24 protein-coding genes and 1 other annotated feature are annotated in these 23,025 nt (G+C 34.5%); of the genes, 17 read left to right on the top strand and 7 right to left on the bottom strand.

Annotated features, from left to right (window positions below; translation table 11 throughout):
* Window positions 1-8: 8 nt before the first annotated feature.
* The 11 genes from rbfA (at window position 9) to EKM79_RS00420 (ending at window position 13,704) form a co-directional block, all read left to right on the top strand.
* The gene (gene rbfA, locus EKM79_RS00370) at window positions 9-368 is read left to right on the top strand and encodes a 30S ribosome-binding factor RbfA (protein WP_125565146.1); all 360 of its coding nucleotides are present in this window, start codon (window positions 9-11) and stop codon (window positions 366-368) included.
* Between the two features lie 140 nt (window positions 369-508).
* Window positions 509-1,417, top strand: coding sequence for a tRNA pseudouridine(55) synthase TruB (gene truB / locus EKM79_RS00375; RefSeq protein WP_125565147.1), 909 nt, complete (start codon window positions 509-511; stop codon window positions 1,415-1,417).
* 12 nt (window positions 1,418-1,429) lie between these two features.
* The gene (ribF, locus tag EKM79_RS00380) at window positions 1,430-2,365 is read left to right on the top strand and encodes a riboflavin biosynthesis protein RibF (protein ID WP_125565148.1); all 936 of its coding nucleotides are present in this window, start codon (window positions 1,430-1,432) and stop codon (window positions 2,363-2,365) included.
* 145 nt (window positions 2,366-2,510) lie between these two features.
* Window positions 2,511-3,557 carry a heat-inducible transcriptional repressor HrcA gene (gene hrcA / locus EKM79_RS00385; RefSeq protein WP_125565149.1) on the top strand — a complete coding sequence of 349 codons (1,047 nt, stop codon included), beginning with the start codon at window positions 2,511-2,513 and terminating at the stop codon, window positions 3,555-3,557.
* A 16-nt stretch (window positions 3,558-3,573) separates the two neighbouring features.
* Window positions 3,574-4,161 carry a nucleotide exchange factor GrpE gene (gene grpE, locus EKM79_RS00390; protein ID WP_125565150.1) on the top strand — a complete coding sequence of 196 codons (588 nt, stop codon included), beginning with the start codon at window positions 3,574-3,576 and terminating at the stop codon, window positions 4,159-4,161.
* Window positions 4,162-4,214: 53 nt separating this feature from the next.
* Window positions 4,215-6,083, top strand: coding sequence for a molecular chaperone DnaK (gene dnaK, locus EKM79_RS00395; RefSeq protein WP_164505957.1), 1,869 nt, complete (start codon window positions 4,215-4,217; stop codon window positions 6,081-6,083).
* A gap of 131 nt (window positions 6,084-6,214) precedes the next feature.
* Entirely contained in the window at window positions 6,215-7,345 is a 1,131-nt protein-coding gene (gene dnaJ / locus EKM79_RS00400) for a molecular chaperone DnaJ (RefSeq protein WP_125565152.1), read from the top strand.
* Window positions 7,346-7,447: 102 nt separating this feature from the next.
* Window positions 7,448-8,599, top strand: coding sequence for a hypothetical protein (locus tag EKM79_RS00405; protein WP_125565153.1), 1,152 nt, complete (start codon window positions 7,448-7,450; stop codon window positions 8,597-8,599).
* A gap of 93 nt (window positions 8,600-8,692) precedes the next feature.
* Window positions 8,693-10,543: a translation elongation factor 4 gene (lepA, locus tag EKM79_RS00410; protein WP_425454011.1), complete on the top strand. Its 1,851-nt coding sequence runs from the start codon at window positions 8,693-8,695 to the stop codon at window positions 10,541-10,543.
* Between the two features lie 55 nt (window positions 10,544-10,598).
* Window positions 10,599-10,831 (top strand) — a binding site (T-box leader).
* A 56-nt stretch (window positions 10,832-10,887) separates the two neighbouring features.
* Window positions 10,888-12,279, top strand: coding sequence for an asparagine--tRNA ligase (gene asnS / locus EKM79_RS00415; protein ID WP_125565154.1), 1,392 nt, complete (start codon window positions 10,888-10,890; stop codon window positions 12,277-12,279).
* 96 nt (window positions 12,280-12,375) lie between these two features.
* Window positions 12,376-13,704, top strand: a complete 1,329-nt coding sequence (locus EKM79_RS00420; RefSeq protein ID WP_125565155.1) for a dihydrolipoyl dehydrogenase family protein — start codon at window positions 12,376-12,378, stop codon at window positions 13,702-13,704.
* A 40-nt stretch (window positions 13,705-13,744) separates the two neighbouring features.
* Here EKM79_RS00420 and EKM79_RS00425 read toward each other — a convergent pair whose 3' ends face one another.
* The 3 genes from EKM79_RS00425 to EKM79_RS00435 are packed head-to-tail and all read right to left on the bottom strand — an operon-like array spanning window position 13,745 to window position 15,955.
* Entirely contained in the window at window positions 13,745-14,671 is a 927-nt protein-coding gene (locus tag EKM79_RS00425; RefSeq protein WP_125565156.1) for a polyprenyl synthetase family protein, read from the bottom strand.
* 10 nt (window positions 14,672-14,681) lie between these two features.
* Window positions 14,682-15,677 carry a hypothetical protein gene (locus EKM79_RS00430; protein WP_125565157.1) on the bottom strand — a complete coding sequence of 332 codons (996 nt, stop codon included), beginning with the start codon at window positions 15,675-15,677 and terminating at the stop codon, window positions 14,682-14,684.
* Window positions 15,677-15,955, bottom strand: a complete 279-nt coding sequence (locus EKM79_RS00435) for a hypothetical protein (RefSeq protein ID WP_125565158.1) — start codon at window positions 15,953-15,955, stop codon at window positions 15,677-15,679. The genes EKM79_RS00430 and EKM79_RS00435 overlap by 1 nt, the downstream gene beginning before the upstream one ends.
* 141 nt (window positions 15,956-16,096) lie before the next feature.
* Between EKM79_RS00435 and EKM79_RS00440 the strand changes: the two genes are divergently transcribed.
* The 6 genes from EKM79_RS00440 (at window position 16,097) to EKM79_RS00465 (ending at window position 20,215) form a co-directional block, all read left to right on the top strand.
* Window positions 16,097-16,306, top strand: coding sequence for a heavy-metal-associated domain-containing protein (locus EKM79_RS00440; protein ID WP_125565159.1), 210 nt, complete (start codon window positions 16,097-16,099; stop codon window positions 16,304-16,306).
* The gene (locus tag EKM79_RS00445; RefSeq protein ID WP_125565160.1) at window positions 16,306-17,187 is read left to right on the top strand and encodes a DMT family transporter; all 882 of its coding nucleotides are present in this window, start codon (window positions 16,306-16,308) and stop codon (window positions 17,185-17,187) included. Before EKM79_RS00440 ends, EKM79_RS00445 begins: the two co-directional genes overlap by 1 nt.
* Window positions 17,188-17,393: 206 nt before the next feature.
* Window positions 17,394-18,392: a GTP 3',8-cyclase MoaA gene (gene moaA / locus EKM79_RS00450; RefSeq protein WP_125565161.1), complete on the top strand. Its 999-nt coding sequence runs from the start codon at window positions 17,394-17,396 to the stop codon at window positions 18,390-18,392.
* Between the two features lie 43 nt (window positions 18,393-18,435).
* On the top strand, window positions 18,436-18,750 hold the full coding sequence (locus EKM79_RS00455) for a metal-sulfur cluster assembly factor (RefSeq protein WP_125565162.1): 315 nt from the start codon (window positions 18,436-18,438) through the stop codon (window positions 18,748-18,750).
* A 26-nt stretch (window positions 18,751-18,776) separates the two neighbouring features.
* Complete coding sequence (locus tag EKM79_RS00460) at window positions 18,777-19,682, top strand: helix-turn-helix domain-containing protein (protein ID WP_125565231.1); 906 nt, start codon at window positions 18,777-18,779, stop codon at window positions 19,680-19,682.
* Between the two features lie 53 nt (window positions 19,683-19,735).
* Entirely contained in the window at window positions 19,736-20,215 is a 480-nt protein-coding gene (locus tag EKM79_RS00465; protein WP_125565163.1) for a hypothetical protein, read from the top strand.
* A 36-nt stretch (window positions 20,216-20,251) separates the two neighbouring features.
* Here the strand turns inward: EKM79_RS00465 and EKM79_RS00470 are convergent, their stop codons facing one another.
* The 4 genes from EKM79_RS00470 to EKM79_RS00485 form a co-directional block, all read right to left on the bottom strand.
* Window positions 20,252-20,905 carry a response regulator gene (locus tag EKM79_RS00470; RefSeq protein WP_125565164.1) on the bottom strand — a complete coding sequence of 218 codons (654 nt, stop codon included), beginning with the start codon at window positions 20,903-20,905 and terminating at the stop codon, window positions 20,252-20,254.
* A 13-nt stretch (window positions 20,906-20,918) separates the two neighbouring features.
* On the bottom strand, window positions 20,919-21,941 hold the full coding sequence (locus EKM79_RS00475; RefSeq protein WP_125565165.1) for a sensor histidine kinase: 1,023 nt from the start codon (window positions 21,939-21,941) through the stop codon (window positions 20,919-20,921).
* 32 nt (window positions 21,942-21,973) lie between these two features.
* Window positions 21,974-22,411: a GAF domain-containing protein gene (locus EKM79_RS00480; protein WP_125565166.1), complete on the bottom strand. Its 438-nt coding sequence runs from the start codon at window positions 22,409-22,411 to the stop codon at window positions 21,974-21,976.
* 104 nt (window positions 22,412-22,515) lie between these two features.
* Window positions 22,516-23,007, bottom strand: a complete 492-nt coding sequence (locus tag EKM79_RS00485) for a molybdenum cofactor guanylyltransferase (RefSeq protein WP_125565167.1) — start codon at window positions 23,005-23,007, stop codon at window positions 22,516-22,518.
* Between the last annotated feature and the right edge of the window lie 18 nt (window positions 23,008-23,025).

Genomic DNA, 23,025 nt, shown 5'->3' on the forward strand with positions numbered 1-23,025 from the left:
ATGATAATATGGTAAAACATCGAATCGGTCGTGTAGAACAAGAGATTCAAAAAGAAGTAAATGATATTCTATTAAAGCGTGTTCGTGATCCTCGTGTGCAAGGAGTAACAGTCACTGGTGTAGAAATGACAGGTGACTTACAATCTGCAACAATTTACTACAGTATTTTATCTGAGAAGGATTCAGATATTGAAAATACTCAAGAAGGATTGGATAAGGCTAAAGGGTTGATTCGTAAAGAATTAGCTCCAAGGTTAACATTATATAAAATCCCAGAGTTGGAATTTAAACAAGATCAATCTATTCAGTATGGTGAGAAGATCGATCGCTTGATTGCTAAATTGCATCAAGATGAAGCTAATAGATAGGATTTAAGACTCAACAATTTAATTGTTGGGTCTTTTTTTATAGCTATCTTGTAAAAAATGAATGTTATTGTTTGAAATTACTAGTAAAATGGTCATTGGTATATCTTAAGTTAATAATATTAGTGAATCGGGAGATAACAATGAACGGAGTAATTCCCCTAAATAAAGAAATTGGAATGACAAGTTCCGATTATGTATATAAATTAAGGAAAGTTTTGCATACGAAAAAAGTTGGACATACAGGCACACTTGATCCGCTAGTGGACGGTGTTTTGCCTATTTGTGTTGGGCAAGCAACTAAATTAGTAAATCGACTGACAGGTTCACCCAAAGAATATGAGGGTGAAATTACGCTTGGTAGATCGACTACAACGGAGGATCGTGAAGGTGATACTGTCAAAGAGGTTAAGTTGAATGAAGCATTCACGGATGAGATTCTTCAAAATAATTTCAAAAAAATGATTGGTGATATAACACAAATACCACCGATGTACTCAGCCGTTAGAGTTAATGGTAAAAAATTATATGAATATGCTCGTGCTGGTATTGAGGTAGAGCGTCCAGAACGACAAATTCATATCTACGATTTTTATATGATTGGTAAACCAAAATTTGATTTGGAATCTGGCAAACAGAAATTAAGATTTCACGTGAAGTGTTCTAAGGGAACTTATGTTAGAACATTGGCAGTTGAATTTGGGGATTTGTTAGGCGTTCCGTCATTTATGTCTGAATTAACCAGAACTAAGAGTGCTGGTTTTGAAATTAAAGAAACATATAAGCTTTCAGATATCGAAAAAATGATTTCAGAGAACAATTATGAATTCTTGAGAAGTATGGACGAAGTGCTATCTGATATGCAATCACATGAATTAACCGATGAGGAATGGGAAGTACGTGTGTTGCATGGTGGCTTTTTGGATTTGGCAGGATATGATAAAAGTGAAATGATGCGCGTAACTCGTAATCAAGTGACAAAAGCAATTTATAAATATAATGAAGAGCGTCAATTGTGGATCCCAGAAACTATGTTGCTCAATAATGATTAAGGGGATGAACTGATGGAAATAGTGAATGTTAAACATCCGTTGAAAGATGATCAAATACCTGGAACAGACATTGTTTTGATTATGGGATTTTTTGATGGAGTTCATCGTGGACATCAAAAAGTAATTCAACGTGGAGTTGATTTGGCACGTGAAAAAGGGTTGAAATCTGTGCTGCTTACCTTTGATCGGTCACCACGTGAAATATATCAACATGAAGAAAATTATAAATATATTTCAACGATGAGCCGAAAAGCAGAGTTGGTTGAAAAATTAGGCGTGGATTATTTATATTTTGTAGAATTTACAACTGATTTTGCTAGTTTATCGCCTCAAGACTTTGTTGATGATTATATGGTTAGAATGAAAACTCAATATATTGTTGCCGGATTTGATTATACCTACGGGAAAAAAGATATTGCTAACATGAATACTTTACCGGCATTTGCTAAGGGAAGGTTCGAGGTTATTACAGTTCCAGAGCAAACAATTAATGGTGAGAAAATTGGTTCTAGTACTATCAAAAAGTTGGTTTTAGGTGATCAAGTTGATTATGCCAATAAATTACTAGGTTATACGTATCAAAACCAAGGAACTGTCGTACACGGCTTACAACGTGGTCGTACGCTAGGTTTTCCGACGGCTAATGTAGTTACTAGTAATGAGCAATTAAAGCCGTCCATTGGCGTGTATGTTACTCGTATAGAAATTGATGGTAAGTGGTATCAATCTATGACATCAGTAGGATACAACGTTACTTTCAAAGAGGATACCGGAGTAACGATTGAGTGCAATATTTTTGATTTTGATAAGGATATTTATGGTAAAGAAGTACGTGTAGAATGGTTACATTATCTTCGTGGTGAAGTTAAATTTGATGGTGCTGATGGCTTAATAAAGCAGCTTCACAAAGATAAAAAAGATGCACTAAATTATTTTAATAAACATTAATATTGGCGGGTTTAACAGACCTGCTTTTTTCTTTGTGTAATTTTTAAATTTTATGAGTCACACCTCTTGACACTATAAGGATAGATTGTTATATTTTACATTGTTAGCACTCCAATATGAATAGTGCTAAAAGGAGGACGGTAGAATGTTATCGGAACGTCAAGATGCAATCTTGAGAGAAGTCGTGCGCATTTTCACAGATACCGGCCAGCCGGTTGGTTCAAAAACATTGATGAATGCATTGCCGTTCCATGTCAGCTCAGCAACTATCAGAAATGAGATGGCTGTGTTGGAGGAAATAGGTTACTTAGAGAAGACTCATTTGTCGTCTGGACGCATTCCTTCAGCAATGGGATATCGTTATTATTTAGATAATTTGGTACAACCAACCACCGTACCGCAAGATATCGCAAAGAGAATCGACGAGGATTTTGGTCAAACATATCATCAAATTGATGACATTATTGAACAATCGGCAAAGATTTTATCTCATCTAACTAGCTATACAGCAATTACATTGGGACCTGATAGTAGTTCAATCCTGTTAACAGGATTTAGAATCGTACCTTTGAACCCGCGTCAGATTATGGCAATTATTGTCACAAGTGACAACAGTGTTGAGAGTAACATTTATACAATTGATGAAAATTTTGATACAGATTTAATTGAAAAGATTGTAAGAGTTGTTAATGATAAGTTAGTCGGACAACCATTGCCGCGAGTATTGAAAATGCTACACAATGATATACCAGCAATTCTGTCTGAGTATATGTATTCAAACGACGGATTGATTGATATGATAGATCAATTATTTAAAAAGGCCGGATCTGAGAAGTATTTCGTTGATGGTCAGTTAAATTTATTAAATTATGCAAATAATGAAGATTTGTCAGATGTTCAATCTTTATTCTCAATTATTAATCAAAGTACAGATTTAAAAAAGTTGCTTGATCCCAATGATACCGATGATGGAATTAGAGTCCGTTTAGGTAGTGAGTTAGGATCTGATGCATTGAAGAACTACAGTATTATTACTGCTAACTATGATGTTGGTCATCATGGTAAAGGAGTAATTGCGTTACTTGGTCCTACGACAATGCATTATTCACAATTGATCGGTTTATTAGGTGAATTTAGACAAGAGCTGGCGAAACGGCTTATTGACTATTATTCACGGTATGATGATTCTTGATATTTAGGAGGAAGTAATGGCAGATAAAAAGAAACAAGAAGATGTTAAGTCTTCTAGTGAACAAACAAAAACAGCACCTAAGTCAGAAGCTCAAAAAGACGCTAAAGACATCAAGAAGGATGCTGAAAAAGTAACCAAGATTGATCCTAAGGATGTAAAAATTAAGGATCTTGAGGCTAAAAATTCAGAGCTAGAAGATAAATTTTTGAGAAGCCAAGCTGAAATTCAAAATATGAATAATCGTCATAAGAAAGAAGTTGCTGGAATTCTTAAATATGATGGTCAAAAATTGGCTACAGAAATCCTTCCAGTTATTGATAACTTGGAACGTGCTTTGGCAGTTGAAGTCAGTGATGATGCTGGCAAGCAACTAAAGAAGGGTATCGAAATGGTACAACAACATATGGTTAAAGCTTTGACTGATAATCATGTGACAATCATTGATAATGCTGGTGAAAAGTTTGATCCGACTGATAGTCAAGCAGTTCAAACTGTACCAGCTGATAAGGATCATGCTAAAGATACTGTTGTTCAAGTTCTTCAAAAGGGTTACAAGTTAGAAGATCGTGTTCTACGTCCAGCAATGGTCGTTGTGGCTCAATAGTTTTTATAAATTAGTTAATAAATAATATTAAAAATCAAAAGAGGTTTATATTTATGTCAAAAGTTATTGGTATTGATTTAGGTACAACCAACTCAGCTGTTGCTGTACTTGAAGGTGGATCACCTAAGATTATTGCTAATCCAGAAGGTGCAAGAACTACTCCTTCAGTTGTAGCTTTTAAAGATGGTGAAATTCAAGTTGGTGAGGTTGCTAAGAGACAAGCAATTACTAATCCTGATACAGTTTCATCAATTAAGAGACATATGGGTGAAGCAGGTTACAAAGTTACTGTTGCTGGCAAGTCATACACACCACAAGAAATTTCAGCAATGATTTTGCAACACATTAAGAAGTTCTCAGAAGATTATCTTGGTGAACCTGTTACTGATGCAGTTATCACAGTTCCTGCATATTTCAATGATTCACAAAGACAGGCTACAAAAGATGCTGGTAAGATTGCTGGATTAAACGTTCAACGTATCGTTAACGAACCAACAGCTTCAGCACTTGCTTATGGTCTTGATAATGACAAGGGTGATGAAAAGATTCTTGTTTATGACCTTGGTGGTGGTACATTTGATGTTTCTATCCTTGAATTAGGTGATGGTGTCTTCGAAGTACTTTCAACAAATGGTGATACACACCTTGGTGGTGACGACTTTGATCAAAAGATCATCGACTGGTTAGTTGAACAATTCAAGAACAAGAACGGCGTTGACTTGTCACAAGATAAGATGGCTCTACAAAGATTAAAGGATGCTGCTGAAAAGGCTAAGAAGGACTTATCAGGTGTTGCTCAAACATCTATCAGTCTTCCATTTATTTCATCAGGTGCTAATGGCCCACTTCACTTGGAAGAAACATTAACACGTGCTAAGTTTGATGAATTAACTGCTGATTTAGTTGAAAAGACAAAAATTCCTGTTGACAACGCTTTGAAGGATGCTGGATTATCAATCAATGACCTTGATAAGGTTATCCTTAATGGTGGTTCAACACGTACACCAGCTGTTCAAGCTGCTGTTGAAAAATGGACAGGTAAGACACCTGATCATTCAATCAACCCTGATGAAGCCGTTGCTTTAGGTGCTGCTATTCAAGGTGGTGTTATCTCTGGTGATGTTAAAGATGTTGTTCTACTTGATGTCACACCACTTTCATTAGGTATTGAAACAATGGGTGGAGTATTTACTAAGTTAATTGATAGAAATACTACTATTCCAACAAGCAAGTCACAAACATTCTCAACTGCTGCTGATAACCAAAGTGCTGTTGATATCCATGTTCTACAAGGTGAACGTCCAATGGCTGCCGATAATAAGACATTAGGCCGTTTCCAACTAACAGATATTCCAGCTGCACCACGTGGTGTACCTCAGATTGAAGTTAAATTTGATATCGATAAGAACGGTATTGTAAATGTTTCTGCTAAAGACCTTGGTACTAATAAGGAACAAAAGATTACTATCAAGAGTTCATCAGGTTTGAGCGATGAAGAAATCGATCAAATGATGAAGGAAGCTAAGGAACACGAAGACGAAGATAATAAACGTAAGGAAGAAGTAGACGTTAAGAACGATGTAGAACAAGCATTGTTTGCTACTGACAAGACTCTTAAGGATATTAAGGGTAAGGTTTCTGACGATGAAATCAAGAAGGCCGAAGATGCTCGTGATGCTTTGAAGAAAGCTCAAGAGTCAGGTGATATTGAAGACATGAAGAAGAAGCGTGACGATTTGAATAAGATCGTTCAAGATCTTTCTGTAAAACTTTATCAACAAGCTCAAGGTGCTCAACAAGCTGGTGGCGCTGACGGTGCTACTGGTGCAACAGGTACTGATTCTAAAGATGGTAAGAAGTCTGACGATGGTACAGTTGATGGTGACTTCGAAGAAGTAGACCCAGATAAAGACAAAAAATAATAATGTTTCGTGATAAAGAGCAGTCATTTTAATTACTAGACCAATAATGGTATAGTATTAACAACTGCTCTTTTGAGCATAAAAGATAAAATCGGACGAATAGTCCTAGTCGACACAAGGGTGATTTTTAAATGGCAGATAAAGATCCATATGAAACTTTAGGCGTTGATAAAAACGCTTCTGAAGATGAAATCAAAAAAGCTTTCCGTAAGCTTTCGAAAAAGTATCATCCAGATATTAATAAGGCTCCTGATGCTGAAGAGAAATTCAAGCAAATCAATGATGCCTATGAGACTCTAAAAGATCCACAAAAACGTGCAGCGTATGATCAATATGGATCAGCCGGTATGAATCAAGGCCAAGGTTTCGGTGGTTTTGGCGGTGGCGCTGGCGGAGATCAATTTGGTGGATTTGAAGATATATTTAGTCAATTCTTTGGTGGCGGCACAGCTAGACAAAGTCCTAATGCACCAAGACAAGGATCAGATTTACAATATCGTATGGATCTGACTTTTGAAGAAGGTGTCTTTGGTAAAAAGACTGAAATATCTTATGATCGTGAAGAGATTTGTAAGACTTGTGATGGAAGTGGTGCTAAACCTGGTACACATCCTGAAACATGTTCTAAATGTCACGGTTCAGGTTACGTGGAAGTAGATCGTCAAACACCACTTGGCCGTATGCGTACAAGAGTTGTTTGTGATGTCTGTGGTGGTACAGGTAAAGAAATCAAAGAAAAATGCAATATTTGTCATGGTAAGGGTAAAGTTAATGAAAAACATACCCTTAAAGTTACTGTTCCTGCAGGAGTTGAAGATGGTCAACAAATGCGTTTAGATGGACAAGGTGAAGCTGGAGAAAACGGTGGACCTTATGGCGATTTATATATTGTATTCCATGTTGCAGCAAGTAAAGAATTTCAACGTGATGGATCAACTATTTATTCATCAGTGAATATTAGTTTCCCCCAAGCTGCATTAGGTGATGAAATTCAAGTTAATACTGTTCATGGTCCTGTTAAGTTAACTGTTCCTAGTGGTACCCAAACAGGTACTTCGTTTAGATTACGTGGAAAAGGTGCACCTGTTCTTAATAGTAAGAATATTGGTGACCAAAAAGTGACAGTTAACATTGTTACACCTCGTAAGATGTCTGGGGAGCAGAGAGAAGCTTTGAAGAAGTTTGCGGCAGCAGGCGGAGACAAAGTTAAAGAAAAGGACAGTAATTTCTTTAATAAAATTAAAGATGCGTTCAACGGTTAAATAAGTTCATATACTACAAAAAAAGAAGTTTTGGTTTTAAGTAAAAACCGAAGCTTCTTTTTTGTTATACTTTAAACAAATTGTATTTGTAGGGGATTTATTATGGGACATAGTTATGCTTTGGCAAGAGAAAGAGACTCATTTTTAACGTACTTTTTTACAACATTATGTGGTCTTGTGTTTTCTTTGTTAATATTATTTTTTATGAATGACTCGATGTTTTTTGTGATTTTTGGAGTTGTCATACTAATTTTGGCTCTTTTCAGTCTTAACATCACAATCGGTTGTTTAACTGAAAGACCGATTGTTTTGATTGATGATCAAAGCATTTCATTTAGAGCTAATTTGTTTACAGTAAAAGAAAAATTACAACTAAACGATATTAAACATTGTGAATGTGAATATTCGTTACAGGGTAATATAGAGGTTCCCAATTTAGTTTTATATTTGAGGAATGGCTCTAAGAAATATATAAAGTGTAATGGTGCAGATGATAAAAAGGTAGAAAGTTTTGCAGAACTAATCAATGATTTATTGCGTGGGGACAATAATTTTAATGAAATGTTTATAAGAAAGCAAAACTCAACTCATTCTAATATTACACAAGTGCTGAAAAAAAATAATAATAAAAAAGCACCTTCTTCCGTCAATATAAAGGATGAAGAATCAAGCCCTTTTGGTTCTTCAGGTACAGCGTTCTTTGGATGGATTGTTTTACAAGTAATTGCAATTGTAATTGCCTTGATACATTTCAATATTTACTCGAAATTGGTTTTTAAAGGTAATTTCATGGGAATGTTTTATACAGTAACAATTTCAATCTTTGTTTTGTTATTACTTAATGAGTTCAATTACCAGATTTTGTATGGATTCGGTTGGCATTCTACATCAAAGGGTGCTGAAATTGAGGATTATAGCCAAGGTACTTTCAATTTACCGATTTTTATTTCTAATTCATCCGAGTATTTAGAACGGAGAAACACTATATCAAAAAGGGCCAAGAATCTTCAAATAGTATATGTTATTTCCAAAATAGTTGTTGGATCACTAATTGCAGGTGGAACAGCTCAATTAGCATTTCTTTTAAATGTAAATAATGCAGGAAGAACAGTTGTAACATCGGTTGTTGGTATTGGTGCAATAATCTGGGTGCTTTTTCTATTAGGGTATGGATATTTATTCGCGGATATCTTCAAATTACACATTATTCAGGTAGAAAATCTAAGACCACATTTCGATGATAAAGAGGAGTAGTTACGTGGTGGTATAAGTTAAAATAGTGTAAAATAGATAAGATGAGAATTATTTTATAAACAATTAAAAGTAAATGATAGAAGGGAAACATTTATGGATCTGGATCTTGACAAATTAAAAGAACGACAAAAAAGAATTCGTAATTTTTCTATCGTAGCGCATATTGATCACGGTAAATCGACAATTGCCGATCGTATTTTGGAAAGAACACACACTGTGGCAAAGCGTGATATGAAAGCTCAAATCCTAGATGATCTTGATCTAGAAAGAGAACGTGGAATTACAATTAAGTTAAATGCGGTTGAATTGGAATATACTGCTAAAGATGGTAAGGATTATATTTTTCATTTAATTGATACGCCAGGACACGTGGACTTCTCATATGAAGTGTCGCGTTCGCTGGCTGCCTGTGAAGGTGCACTGTTAGTAGTTGATGCTGCACAAGGTGTCGAAGCTCAGACATTAGCTAATTCATATTTAGCTATCGATAATGATTTGGAAATAGTACCAGTTATCAATAAAGTTGATTTGCCATCAGCACAGCCAGAAAAGGTTCAAGAGGAAATTGAAGAGATGATCGGTATTGATGCTCAAGATGCTGTCATGACTAGTGCTAAAACTGGTTTGGGAATCGATGAGTTATTGGAACGTATTGTTTCAGATGTTCCAGCACCCGAAGGTGATATTGATAAACCATTAAAAGCATTAATCTTTGATTCTGTGTATGATAGTTATCGAGGAGTTGTTCTTAACGTCCGCGTTCGTGAAGGGCTTGTTAAGGTTGGAGATACAATTGAATTGATGAGTAATAAAAAGACCTTCGAAGTTACAGACGTTGGTGTGATGTCTCCTAAGGCCGTTTCAAGAGACTACTTAATGGCCGGAGATGTTGGTTATATTACTGCAAGTATTAAATCCGTTGTTGATACACAAGTGGGTGATACTGTAACATTAGCTGATAATCCGACTGATGAACCTTTGACTGGATATCGCAAGAGCACTCCAATGGTTTATGCTGGTATGTATCCTGTTGATAATGGTAAGTACGAGGATTTACATGAGGCACTAGAAAAACTAAAGTTAAATGATGCCGCTTTGGAGTACGAACCTGAAACTTCTCAAGCACTAGGTTTTGGTTTCCGTGTAGGATTCCTAGGCTTACTGCATATGGATGTTGTTCAAGAACGATTAGAGCGTGAATTTAACTTAGATTTGATTATTACATCACCATCAGTTGATTATCATGTAACAACAACTTCAGGTGAAGAAATTATCGTTGATAATCCTGCAGAGTTGCCAGATGCCTCAGAAATTAAAGAGGTTCGAGAACCATATGTACGAGCTGAAATTATGGTTCCAGAAGATTTTGTAGGTCCTGTTATGGAATTGTGCCAACGTAAACGTGGTCAGTTCGTAACAATGGATTATTTAGATAAATATCGTGTTAACGTTATTTATAAGTTGCCATTACTTGAAATTATTTTTGATTTCTTCGATGATTTGAAATCTAATACTAAGGGTTATGCATCACTCGATTATCGTGTTGAAGAATATGAACCAAGTGAATTAGTTAAGATGGATATTTTACTTAATGGTGAACCAGTTGATGCTCTTAGTTTTATTGTCCATAAGGATTTTGCTTATCAACGTGGTCGCGATATTGTTTCTCGACTTAAGGAAGTTATTCCTCGTCAAATGTTTGAGATACCTGTACAAGCTGCAATTGGTAACAAGATTGTCGCTCGTGCAACAGTTAAAGCTTATCGTAAAGATGTTACTGCTAAGTTATATGGTGGTGATCGTACGCGTAGAGACAAGCTTTTAAATAAGCAAAAAGCTGGTAAGAAGCGTATGAAAGAAGTCGGAAAAGTATCAGTTCCTCAAGAAGCATTTATGTCAGTCTTAAACTTGAATAAAGGACAAACTGATGATTCAGGTAAATAACTAATTAGCGCTTTACAAGCAATATAAAGATATGCTACATTTAAGAAAATATAATATCGTAGATATTAAAAGAAGGAGTACTATATACTCAATCCACAGGGAGCCTAGGATACTGAGAACTTGGCGTGTCGGTATATACGAAAAACATCTTTTGTTCTTCTAACTGAAATTTCGAGAGTAGGTTTAGACGTGGACCAGTACGTTATAGTTGGTAAGTATATAATCGTGCTTTGAGGTGTTTTTTTAAAAAAACTTGGGTGGTACCGCGGAAAATCTTTCGTCCCTTTTATTGGGGATGGAGGATTTTTTTGTTTGTAGTATTCCAAAATTAAAAGGAGAAATAAATGCAAAATATTTTAGTTAAAGACTTATACAAAAAAGAGTTTGCTGACGGTGATAAAATTACTGTTTCTGGTTGGATCCGTACAATTAGAGGTTCAAAACGAGTAGGTTTTATTGAGTTAAACGACGGTTCATTCTTTAAGAATGTTCAAGTTGTTATTACAAGTGATATGGACAATTATGCCGAAGTAGTTAAATTTCCAATTAGCACAACTATCAAAGTTGTCGGAGAGGTTGCATTAACTCCTAAAGCTCAACAACCATTTGAGATTCACGCTACTGAAGTTGTTGAAGAGGGTTCTTCTGATGCCGATTATCCTTTACAAAAGAAGGCTCACTCATATGAATTTATGAGAACTATTGCACATCTACGTCCAAGAACTAATACATTTTATTCAGTATTTCGTATTCGTTCATTAGCAGCCTTTGCCATTCATGAATACTTACAAAAACATGACTTTGTTTATGTTCATACACCAATCATCACCAGTTCTGATGCCGAAGGTGCTGGTGAGATGTTTGAAGTAACAACACTTGATATGAACAATGTTCCTAAGACCGATGACGGTAAAGTGGATTATAGCGAAGATTTCTTTAAGAAAGAAACTAACTTGACAGTTAGTGGACAACTAGAAGTTGAACCATTTGCTTTAGCATTTAGAAACGTCTATACATTCGGTCCTACATTTAGAGCTGAAAATTCACATACAGGTCGTCATGCTTCAGAATTCTGGATGATTGAGCCAGAAATGGCCTTTGCGGATTTGCAAGATGAGATGGATTGTTCTGAAGAGTTACTTAAATACGTTATTAACTATGTGATGGATAACGCCAAGGAAGAATTAGATTTCTTGAACGAAAATGTTGATAATACATTGATTGATCGTTTGAAAGCCACTGCTGGTGAAGAATTTGCCCATGTAACTTATACTGATGCAATTGATATTTTGGAAAAAGCCACAGATGTTGAATTCGAAGTTAAGCCATACTGGGGACTAGACCTTGATTCTGAACATGAGCGTTACCTATCAGAACAAGTTTATAAGAAACCTGTCTTCATTACTGACTATCCAAAGGATTTCAAAGCCTTCTATATGCGTGCTAATGATGATGGAAAGACTGTTGCGGCAGCCGACCTACTAGTTCCTGAAATCGGTGAACTAATTGGTGGATCACAACGTGAGGAGCGCCTAGATAAGCTTGAAGCAAGAATGTCTGAACTTGATATGAACGAAGACGAATACAAGTGGTACTTAGAATTACGTAAGTATGGTGGAACAATTCACTCAGGTTTTGGTATCGGATTTGAAAGATTAATCATGTATATTACTGGTATGGAAAATATCAGAGATGTTATTGCATATCCTAGAACACCTGGTAATGCTGAATTCTAGTTTAAGCATATAATTAAAATATTTGTATATAGACTCTTATAATAGAAATGTTATGGGGTCTTTTTTTTATTCAATTTATCGGAGGTAGTCTTATAAATGAACAAATTTGATGCAATAATTATTGGCGGTGGTCCAGCCGGGCTTGCAGAAGCGTATGCTTTAAAATCATCTGGTAAAGATATAGCTGTTGTAGAAAATTATCAATGGGGTGGTACATGTCCTAATCGTGGCTGTGACCCTAAGAAGATGTTATTGAGTGGCGTTCAAGCACGTGATAGAATAGCTCAATTAAAGGGAAAGGGATTTGAAGATGCACCATTTGTGAAATGGCCTGAAATTGAAGCTTTTAAGGATACTTATACAAGCAAAATACCTGAAGGTAGTCGAAATGGTATTGTCAGTGCCGGAATCACGGCAATTGATGGTAGTCCCAAATTCATTTCTGATAATCAAATTAATGTTAATGATGATATTTATCAAGCAGATAAATTTGTGATTGCAACTGGTCAACGGCCTAGTCGTCTTAATATTGAAGGTAAAGAAAATCTATTAACTAGCACAGACTTTATGAATCTCAAATCAATGCCTAAGAAAATAACCTTTATTGGTGCTGGTTACATTGCCTTTGAGCTAGCTACAATTGCCAGTTCAACTGGTGCTGAAGTTCATATTGTGCACCACAACGATCGTCCTCTTAAGAAATTTGATACTAGTTATGTAGATGCGCTGGTTAAGCAGTTAGAAAATCGTGGCATTCAATTCCACTTTAATGTGGATACTAAGTCAATTGCTAAATTTGGTGATCAATATGTATTGGATGCAGGAGACTTTAATTTAGTTAGTGATTTAGTTATTGGAGCTACCGGTCGTATTCCTAATGTTGATAATTTGGATTTGGAAAAAGCTAATGTAGAATATTCTCATAAAGGAATCAAAACTAACAGTAAGTTGCAAACTACCAATCCTAATATTTATGCTATTGGGGATGTTGTTGACAAGGATCAACCTAAGCTGACCCCAGTAGCAGGATATGATGCTAGATATGTTGCGGATGTGATTTTAGATAGAACTGATAAAGACATTGAATATCCGGCAATTCCAACGCTTGTATACGGTTCACCAGAGTTAGCTAGGGTAGGTATAAGTACTGCTGAAGCAGAAAAAAATCCTGATGACTATTCTATTGTCGATCAGGATTTAACAAAATGGTTCACTTATTATAGGACTAATGAACCAATTTCAAAGGCAAAGATTATTTTTAATAAAGATAAACAAATTGTTGGTGCAACGCTTATGAGTAATGAAGCTGATGAAATGATAAATTATTTAACATTAGCTATTAATAAGAAAATGACTCACGATGAAATAGTTAACACAATATTTGCTTATCCCACACCAGCAAGTGATTTAGAGTATTTAATGTAGTAAAAATGAAAAAGTAGATGCAATTTTGCATCTACTTTTTTTATAGCAACATTTCTACTAATTTTTGTAAATCATGTTTTTCAGGTATTTCAGGAAGCATATTAATGTCGAATAGCGCTTGATCCTTATATTCTTTAACCATAACTTGGGACGCATCTACACCGTTGTCAATGACCTCTTCGGCTGTTTCAGCAAGAGACTTTTCACCGGTTCGTCCAGCTTCAGCAATTTTATTCATAAAGTCAGGTCCCTTTTTACCTATAGCAAAAATAACTGGTAGGGTAAATTCACCGCTTTGAAGCATGTATAGTGGTCCAAATTCTTCTTCGGTTGTGTTAATACCAACTAAATCGAGGACTTCACTTTTAATTTGATAAGCAATACCGATGGTTTTTCCAATTTCACCTGCAGAATCAACAATAATATCCGATGCATGTGCAGCTTGTGCACCAAATCGACAAGCAAATTCAAACATTACTGCTGATCGTCCTTCGACTCTTTTAATGTATTCACCGATATCTTCGACGGGTTTTACCATTTGTTCATCAGCCATCAATTGTTGTGTGGTTATTTCTTGAATTGCATCGATTTTTCCTTGTAAGGCGTCATCGTCTGCAGAACATTTGCGTAGCTCAACATCGATTAAATCGGAAAAATATTCAACCATAAAGTTTAATTTGATAGAATCAGGACCAGCTTGATGTCTACGCATCATTTCGTTTCTAATATAAAACATTTGGGTTGCAGCGGCGGCTGATTGAAGTGCATTTTCACGTAGATCATCAGTAGTTCCAAAACCTGAAAATAGATAAAAGAATGCACCATGTAAGAAGCGGCTTGATTTAAGGAAACCACTAGCTTCAGAAATAATGTCATCTTTATTTAATTCAATCAAGTGGAGGATATAATCTTCCAAATTAATTAATTTTGGATTTAAGTGTTCAAATTGTTCAAATGGTGATGCCATGATATTCTCCTTACTTGAATTTATCAATTTCGACTTCTAAGTTTTCAGAAATTGGTAAGAATACGGAATTGAAAAACTTTTGCGGTTCAAACTTTTGTTCTTTTTCAATAGTGTCGTTAGATTTTTTCCATGCGTCTTGTCGCATAATTGCCGCTAGATTTTTTCTCAGCGTTTGTAAGTGTTTCTTTAATTTTGGATTTGTTGTGCCATATGCTTCAATGTAGAAATATAATATTTCGTTGAAAGTATTGTCCAAAACATAGAAGAATGTGTTACGCATTTCTGCTAAATTCATCATTTGAGGAAAAGGTTTGTCTTTTAAAATCTGTTCTTTTGTAAAGGTACTTGAAGAGGTAAGTATTGAATTTACTTGGCTCATGTCAGCTATATAATTTGAATAGTGTTCTAATTGATCCTTTTTTAAAGGTACGCCAAGCTTCTCTTTTATTTCAGATTCATTTAGCGGTTCTAATTGTTTTAATGTAAGGTCACGAACATTAATTCTTTCTTCAACCAGTTTCTTTTCAATTTTTTTGAGAATAGTTTGATTTTCATTTAGATACTTCATTACTACTGGCCAAATGTGATCATTAAAAGTTTCATGGAAATGATTGAACATGTCATCTGTATAGACGTCTAAGACTTTTTTTTCTGAAGGAAATTCTTTAACGTGTGATTCAAATTGGATAACTAAAGGCATCCCAGTACGCTTATCGGGATTACCAACTAGTATACCGGTATCTTTTCTTTGTTGATCTTCCCATGTTTTTAATTCGTTTAAATCCAGTAATCCTAATGGCATTAGAGTTATTTCAGCATGTGTGCAGAGAATCTGCAAAGCAAAGGGTGTAATCATTTTTTGAGTCTCGGTAAACGCCTTAAGTGTTGTACGTAGTTTCTTTTGATTATCTAAGTGATCCTCAGGATCGGCGTAAAAAGCCGATGATTGAATTGGTGCATTTTCAAAGCGACCATTCATTTGTTTCTTTAAGTCATCAATGTCCATTACTTAGTTTCCTCCTTACCATATATTTTTTTGAGTTCAGTCAATTTATTGATTCCTGATTTTGTTAAAGTTGCAGGTTTTAACGTAGCAGTGGCTAGTGAATAATTTTCGATTTCTTGTAGTTCCAAATCATTAAACCAACCTTTTCCTTGGACTTCTTCAATTGTTTGGTACAACATTGATTGCTTGTTTAATTGACGGTTAGAAGTAAAGTAATTACGATTTACGTCATTTAGTAGTTGATAAATTGATTGTTCCATACTTACATTTTCAGCCATAATTAATCTCCATTCCTATATTACTTATAGTTTATCGTTTTTATGAATAATAAAAAATTAGTAAAATTCCTAAGTTAAATTAATTTTCGACTGCGATATTATAAAATAGTAATAGAATTAATATATTGGAGGAATATTATTATGGAAAAACAAATTTTAGTAAGTGGATTGCATTGTGAGAATTGCCCAAAACATATTGCTGAATTGATTAAAGATGCAAAGGGTGTAGAGAAGCTAGATAAAGATATGGACAAGATGACTTTGACAATTTCTGGAAATGATGATTTGGATGTAAATGAGATTAAGGCTGATTTAGCAAGTAAGCCATTTAAGGTCGAAGAATTAGCTTAATGAATTCTATGACTACCAAAAAAGCCCAACTTTTAGGAGTTGAGCTTAATTTAATTTCATTATTATTCAGTAGTATTAGTCCAGTACTTAATAAATTTTCATTAGTCAGTTTAAATCCAGTTATAGGTGCTCTATTCACAAGTGTTTTTGCAGCAATTTTTAATTTGATCCTGATATTTGTCATGTATCATGATTTTTCTATTATTAGAAACAAATGGGTCATTGCTCTAGGATTATCTAATGCGGTTGGCGTTATTTTACAATATATTGCTTTGACGTTGTTAAGTCCAGTAACGGTTACGTTGATTGCTAGGATATATCTGGTTTATGTTTTTGCATTGTCATATATGTTTTTAAAAGAAAAATTAGTGAAGTGGGATTATCTAGCAATTATGATGTGTATCGGTGGATCAATATTTGTTTCTACTGGTCGTATTGAAATAGATAGTATTTGGGGAATTGTTTGTGCTTTTATTTACCCATTGATGTATGCAATAAATAATATTATTGCTAAGTATTTGGTTGAAGATAACAATCCAGGAAATGTTTTATTTTATAACCACTTGGTTTCTGCAGCATTATTATTTATTTATGCATTGATTATTCCTGGTACTTTCGGAGGTATTCAAGCAAAAGCCGTAACTTTTAATTTCTTTGGTGCTTTCTTCAATGGCTTCTTGTCGTTACTATTGTTCTATACAAGTTTGAAGTTCATTACAGCAGGTAAAGCTAATATCGTTCGTGCATTAGGTCCCATTGTTGTAATTATTTATTCTTACTTTTTCTTCCCAATTCAAGTTACTTCCAATATCATAATTGGTGCATTGCTGTTAATTGCTTCAACAGCCATTGTTACTTTTACACGCGCCAACACAGATTAACAAAGTTGGAATATATATTTTTTTAAATGACATAACTATGGAATTAGGTATAGTTTTGGTCAACAATCTTAAATAGGATTGTTGGCCTTTTTTTTATGATTTTTATAGGGCTTTCACCAATTCATTTTGGAATAATTTTAATACATAATTAAAGTAGTTAATTATATAATTCACAAGTTTGTATTTTGCATTTGGAGGCTTTAATTATGGAAAAATTGTATGACCAATATGATCGGGTGCATGATTACGTGCGCTTATCAATTACAGATAGATGTAATCTAAGATGTGTATACTGCATGCCTAAGGAAGGTCTACCGTTTTTTCCAACTGAAAAAGTTTTGTCTCAAGATGAAATAGTTAAGATGATAGAGAACTTTGCCGAGATGGGTATTTCAAAGGTACGTATAACCGGTGGGGAACCATTATTGAGGACTGATGTAGTTGATATCATTAGAAGAATAAAAGCAGTTGAAGGTATTGAAGACGTTTCAATTACAACCAATGGATTGTTTCTGACAAAAAAAGCAAAAGATTTGAAAGAAGCAGGACTGGACCGATTGAATATTAGTTTAGATACATTTCAAGCTAAACGTTATAAAGAAATAACCCGTGGTGGCAATATAGAACAAGTACTTGATGGTATAAATACTGCGGCTGAATTACATTTTAAAAAGATCAAATTAAACGTAGTTTTGATTAAGGGTCAAAACGATGATGAAATTTTAGACTTTTTAAATTACACTAAATACCATGATGTTAATGTAAGGTTTATCGAATTCATGCCAATCGGTAATTCTGAGAAGATGTGGAAGAAAGAATATGTAGGTTTACAAAGTGTGTTCGATATATGTAAAGAAAATGGGCTGGAATATTCGCCAATTGAATTAAAAGGTAATGGTCCATCCGATAACTATCAGATAGAAGGGTTTAAAGGGAGTTTTGGCCTAATTCATCCTATCAGTGCTAAATTCTGTGAAAACTGTAATAGGTTACGTATTACAGCCGATGGGTACGTTAAAGCATGTTTATATTGGAATGAAGAAATTGATATTCGTAAAGCTATTCCTGATAAAAAAGAATTCAGACGTTTGATACAAAAGTCTTTAGATCGTAAACCTTTGAATCATGAAATGGCTATGGATGAAGCAGATCGAATAATTGACAAAGCGCCAACTTGGAGACATATGAGTCAAATCGGTGGATAAGTGAGATAATAAGTTTAAACAACCTGAAAGGCGGATAGTTATCATGACGGAAACAACGATGGAAGACCAAGTTAAAGAATCTTTGATGGACGTAATTGATCCAGAGTTAGGAATTGATATTGTAAACCTTGGATTGATTTATAAGATTGATATAATAGATGGTAATTGTACTATTACTATGACACTAACTACTATGGGATGTCCCCTAGGAGATTATTTACATGATGAGATTGTAGATGCTGCTGAGTTAGTTGAGGGTGTTAATAACGTAGAAATTAATTTAGTTTGGGAACCAGCTTGGGATTTAGATATGGCTAGTCGCTTTGCAAAAATCTCATTAGGAATTTATGATAGTTAAAATTTGGAGTGTTAATTGTGAGAGAAATTAATATAGACGTATTCATAAAAAGACGTAAGGAATTAAAACTATCGCAAGTTAAACTTTGCGAAGGTATATGCACACAGGCAACGTTGAGCAAATTTGAGAATAATGGCCGAGTACCATCGTTGACAATTTTAAATAAACTATGTGCTCGCTTAGGACTAATGGTTGACGATTTATATCAAGATTCCACTACTTCAACTGCCAAGGTGCGCGATAATTTGAATCATGCTGAAAAAGAATTGATGATGGAGAACTATCAAGAAGTAATAGATATTTTGTCTGAGATAAAGCCTGAAAAGATAGAATTTATACCGCTTAAAACACAGTTTTATTATTTAAGAGGACTATTAAATGCTTTGACTAATCAGCAACCAGTTGATATTTTGTTTGATTTTTCGCAAATATTGGATGATCTTGATGATAAACATCAATCAATTTATACGCAACTAGCATATCTTGGATCGGGAGTAATGTACTCTCGTGAGAAACAGAATGAAAAAGCAGAATTCTATTTTGAAAAGATATATCAATTTATTGAGACTTATCATCATGAACCAACCAAAGATTCAGATGATGAAGATGACCATTATTTAAAGATTTTAACTTTGATATTCTTCACATCTGAGTATTATGCAACAAAAGGGAATATCAATTTAAGTAATAAATTAGTTAAAATGGGAATTGACCTTTGTTCTGAATATCATGTTACTTATTACTTACCAAGATTAAAACTACAAGCTGCTCAGAATGCGATTGATGAGAAAAAACCTAATGCTGAGATCAAGCGCTTGATGAATGAAGCTTTGGCATTTGCTCATATTAATAATAATCAGGTTGTTGAAATAAGAGTTGCCGCTTTGAGAACAAAATATGACAAAGATAATAAAACTATAGAAAACGCCTAGCCACCGCGGCTAGACGCTTTTGTGTATTTAAAATGAGAGTGGGGGAGAATTCATTGAGTAAAGATAAAGATATTACTAAGTTTATTCAGGTTCTAATTGAGAAAGGATACCCTGAGGATTCAATTATTACTAATGTAGAGTTAAAACGTAATGAACCAGTTGATGTTGCGATAATTGCGAATGATATGATTGTTGCAGGGTTTGTTGTTACTCATATAAAGGATGAATTGTATGAAGTTTATAAAGTTTCTGACAATACAATGAAGATTATTGAAGATGATGATTTTCCAACATATGGACAGTTAATTACGAAGCAGAACTTTGAGTTGAAAAATAAATGGAACAAACAATGGTCCATTTTAGATGTTTACTGTGCCTCACTAGCGGGATTTTCGATCCTCTTTATACTGCTTGAATTGTTCAGTGAAATTAAACTTTCTGTGGTAGGTTTAATAATGTGGCTGGTAACAATTATTCTGATACTGATTCCCGTTTGTCTGCAGCTTAATAAGTATAATAATAAAGCCAAATAAAAAAAGATTATGCAGATAAAAATTGCATAATCTTTTTTAAAATTCAATTAAGTGATGATGAATAGCATAACGAACCAGGTCAGCGCGAGTGTCTAATGACAACTTACGAATAATATTAGCCTTGTGTGCTTCGACTGTCTTTGTCGAGATAAACATTTGTGATGCTATTTCTTTGTTGGAATATCCTAAAGCAATTAATGGGAAGATTTCCTTTTCACGTTTGGATAAACCATTATATCCCTTCAAGTCAACATCGACACCATCAGAGTTTATTTCTTGAACGTCTGACTTAGTAATCATGATATTTGTGTCAATATAGTTCTTGCCATTTGAAAGTGCCTTAAGGGCTTTTATTAACTCGTCATCTGAAGAGCTTTTTAGAATGTAAGACATTGCACCATTATGAATAGCCTTATTAATATATTCCTGTTCCTCATGCATCGACAAAATGAGAATTCTTACATCAGGATATTTGTCATGGATACGTTGAGTAGTAATTAATCCGCTCTCACCAGGAGGCATGCTCAAATCCATAATGAGAATATCAATTCCACCTTGTTCAACGCGCATATAAGTGTCAGTTCCGTTTGCTTCTTCACCAACTACTTTAAAGTTATTTTGCTTATTTACTAAAAATGACAATCCCGAGCGTACGACGGCATGGTCATCAGCGATTAAGACTTTATACATGAAGTCCCCCCAATCATGCTATTGGAAATTTAACTGTTACTGTAGTTCCCTCATTCTTGACGGATTTGATATTGAATGCGCCATTTAATGCTTTAACGCGTTCGTTCATATTCATTAACCCAAGTGAGTGGCCATTAAACGTTTGGTGTGCAGGGACGTCGAATCCATCCCCATCGTCAATTACTTCTAGTGTAATAAAATGATTATGTGAAACTAAAAGAATCGAAATCTCTTCAGCGTTTGCGTGCTTTAAAGCATTGTTGATGGCTTCTTGAGCAATACGATAGAATACACTCTGAATATCACTTGATAGGCCGCTAGTATCCGCATTACCGATAACATCAATGGTGACACCGGAGTTTTCCTGTAGTCTTTTAGCCAGTACTCTTAATGCTGCTAAAAGGCCAAAACTATCGAGAACTGAAGGTCTGACATCTAGTGCCATTCTTTTAACTTCAGTAAGCGTATCATTCAGTTGTGACTGTATAACCTCTGTTAGTTTCTTAATTTCATCTTGAGAAACTTCAGAGTCATTCAGTCTTCTTACACCCATTATGGCCGAATAGACTCCTTGAGCTATGCTGTCATGTAAATCTTCTGATATACGTTTGCGCTCATCCTCGTAAGCACGATTAACATATTGTGTTAACTTTCTTTGTTGCGCTAATTGATCCATGCGATTGATGGTTCCACGACTCTTGAGTGTTAATGAAAATACATGTTTTTCAGAGTCTATAACGTTATAGATCATAAAGTAGGGTAGAGGGTGTGGCATTTCTTTAGCCAATGTGATTGGAATTGAAATCTGTTTCATTTTGTTTTGAATTATGCAATTAAAACAGTCATCAGTAGACGAGAATTTTTGTTTGGCAGATGAATCCGCAATTTCGACAAGATATTGTGGGTTCATTTTTAATTCATCTTGCAATTCTTTAGCCATGTGATTGCTTACTATTAATTGTGTATCTTTAAAAATCATGATTGCATCTGAAGATTCATCGAAGTAATCATTGATCCATTGCGTAGTTTCAAGCAAAAAAAATCAGCCCTTTCTCTATTTTCAACTAATTAAAGATATTGAGAAAGAATTTGGGCTGTTTGATTTGAAACTGTAGTATTCGTATGATATCCCGCTAGCAAAACTCCGTCGATTAATCCAAGATTGTTTGTGATGGGAACAGCAGCTGCTGTCTGAAGTCTTTCGCTTTGTGCAATGGGTGTATACATTTTACTAGAGTATTCATAGTTAGTTAAATCATTATCCCAAAACGGTTTACCGGTTCTTATTACTAGACCGGCAATCCCAATACCACTGCGTAAGACGATTTTTCTAAATCTCTCGTTAGAATTTCCAGCGACAAATGACCACTTGATGGAATGTGGGGGAGCTTGAGATTGCATAGCTATGCCAACAAAGTCAAAATCCTCCTTTTGATATATCTGATCGACGATTCTTTGATAATCGTATTGATATTCAGATAAATTATTAGGTTGTTCTGGATTCACGTCTTATTTCCTCCTTATAATAACATTTTTAAAGTTTATTAACATTGATTTTACTAGTATTTATTTAATTTTGGAATATTTTAAAAACATAATTATATATAGTACTAGTCTATATCACTTTTTACGAATGTAATTGGCAAGCATTGTAACTCATCAACTATAAAATCCTTAAAACTGAAGTTTTCTAAATTCAAATATGGAACTAAGTTCTCTTGATCGATACTAAAATGACTGATTGTATAAAAACTATTTGTAGTAGTTACAGCATAACTATTTTGATTATCAGCTAGAGTGGATATTACTTCTTGATTAAGATTGCAGTATTTAGTTGATAGTGTTAAAAAATCTGTCATTTTAGGGAATTGACAGCTGGCTGAATAAACGTCAGTTAATGCACCGCAATTTTGAAATTCACCATGTTCGGATATCACTTGAATATTTTCTTTTTCTTTAAAATAATTCTTTAAGCTTTCGTAGTTCTTTTTGTTTGCGGAGAGAACTACATTTGAAGTCATTAGTAAAAGTTTATTTGCGGTCATATCAATATTTTCAATGGATGTATTGCCAATTCGATCATTTAAAATAATTCCAATCATGATTAGCCTCCTTATGTT

It is taken from the genome of Companilactobacillus insicii (assembly GCF_003946015.1).
GTDB lineage: Bacteria > Bacillota > Bacilli > Lactobacillales > Lactobacillaceae > Companilactobacillus > Companilactobacillus insicii.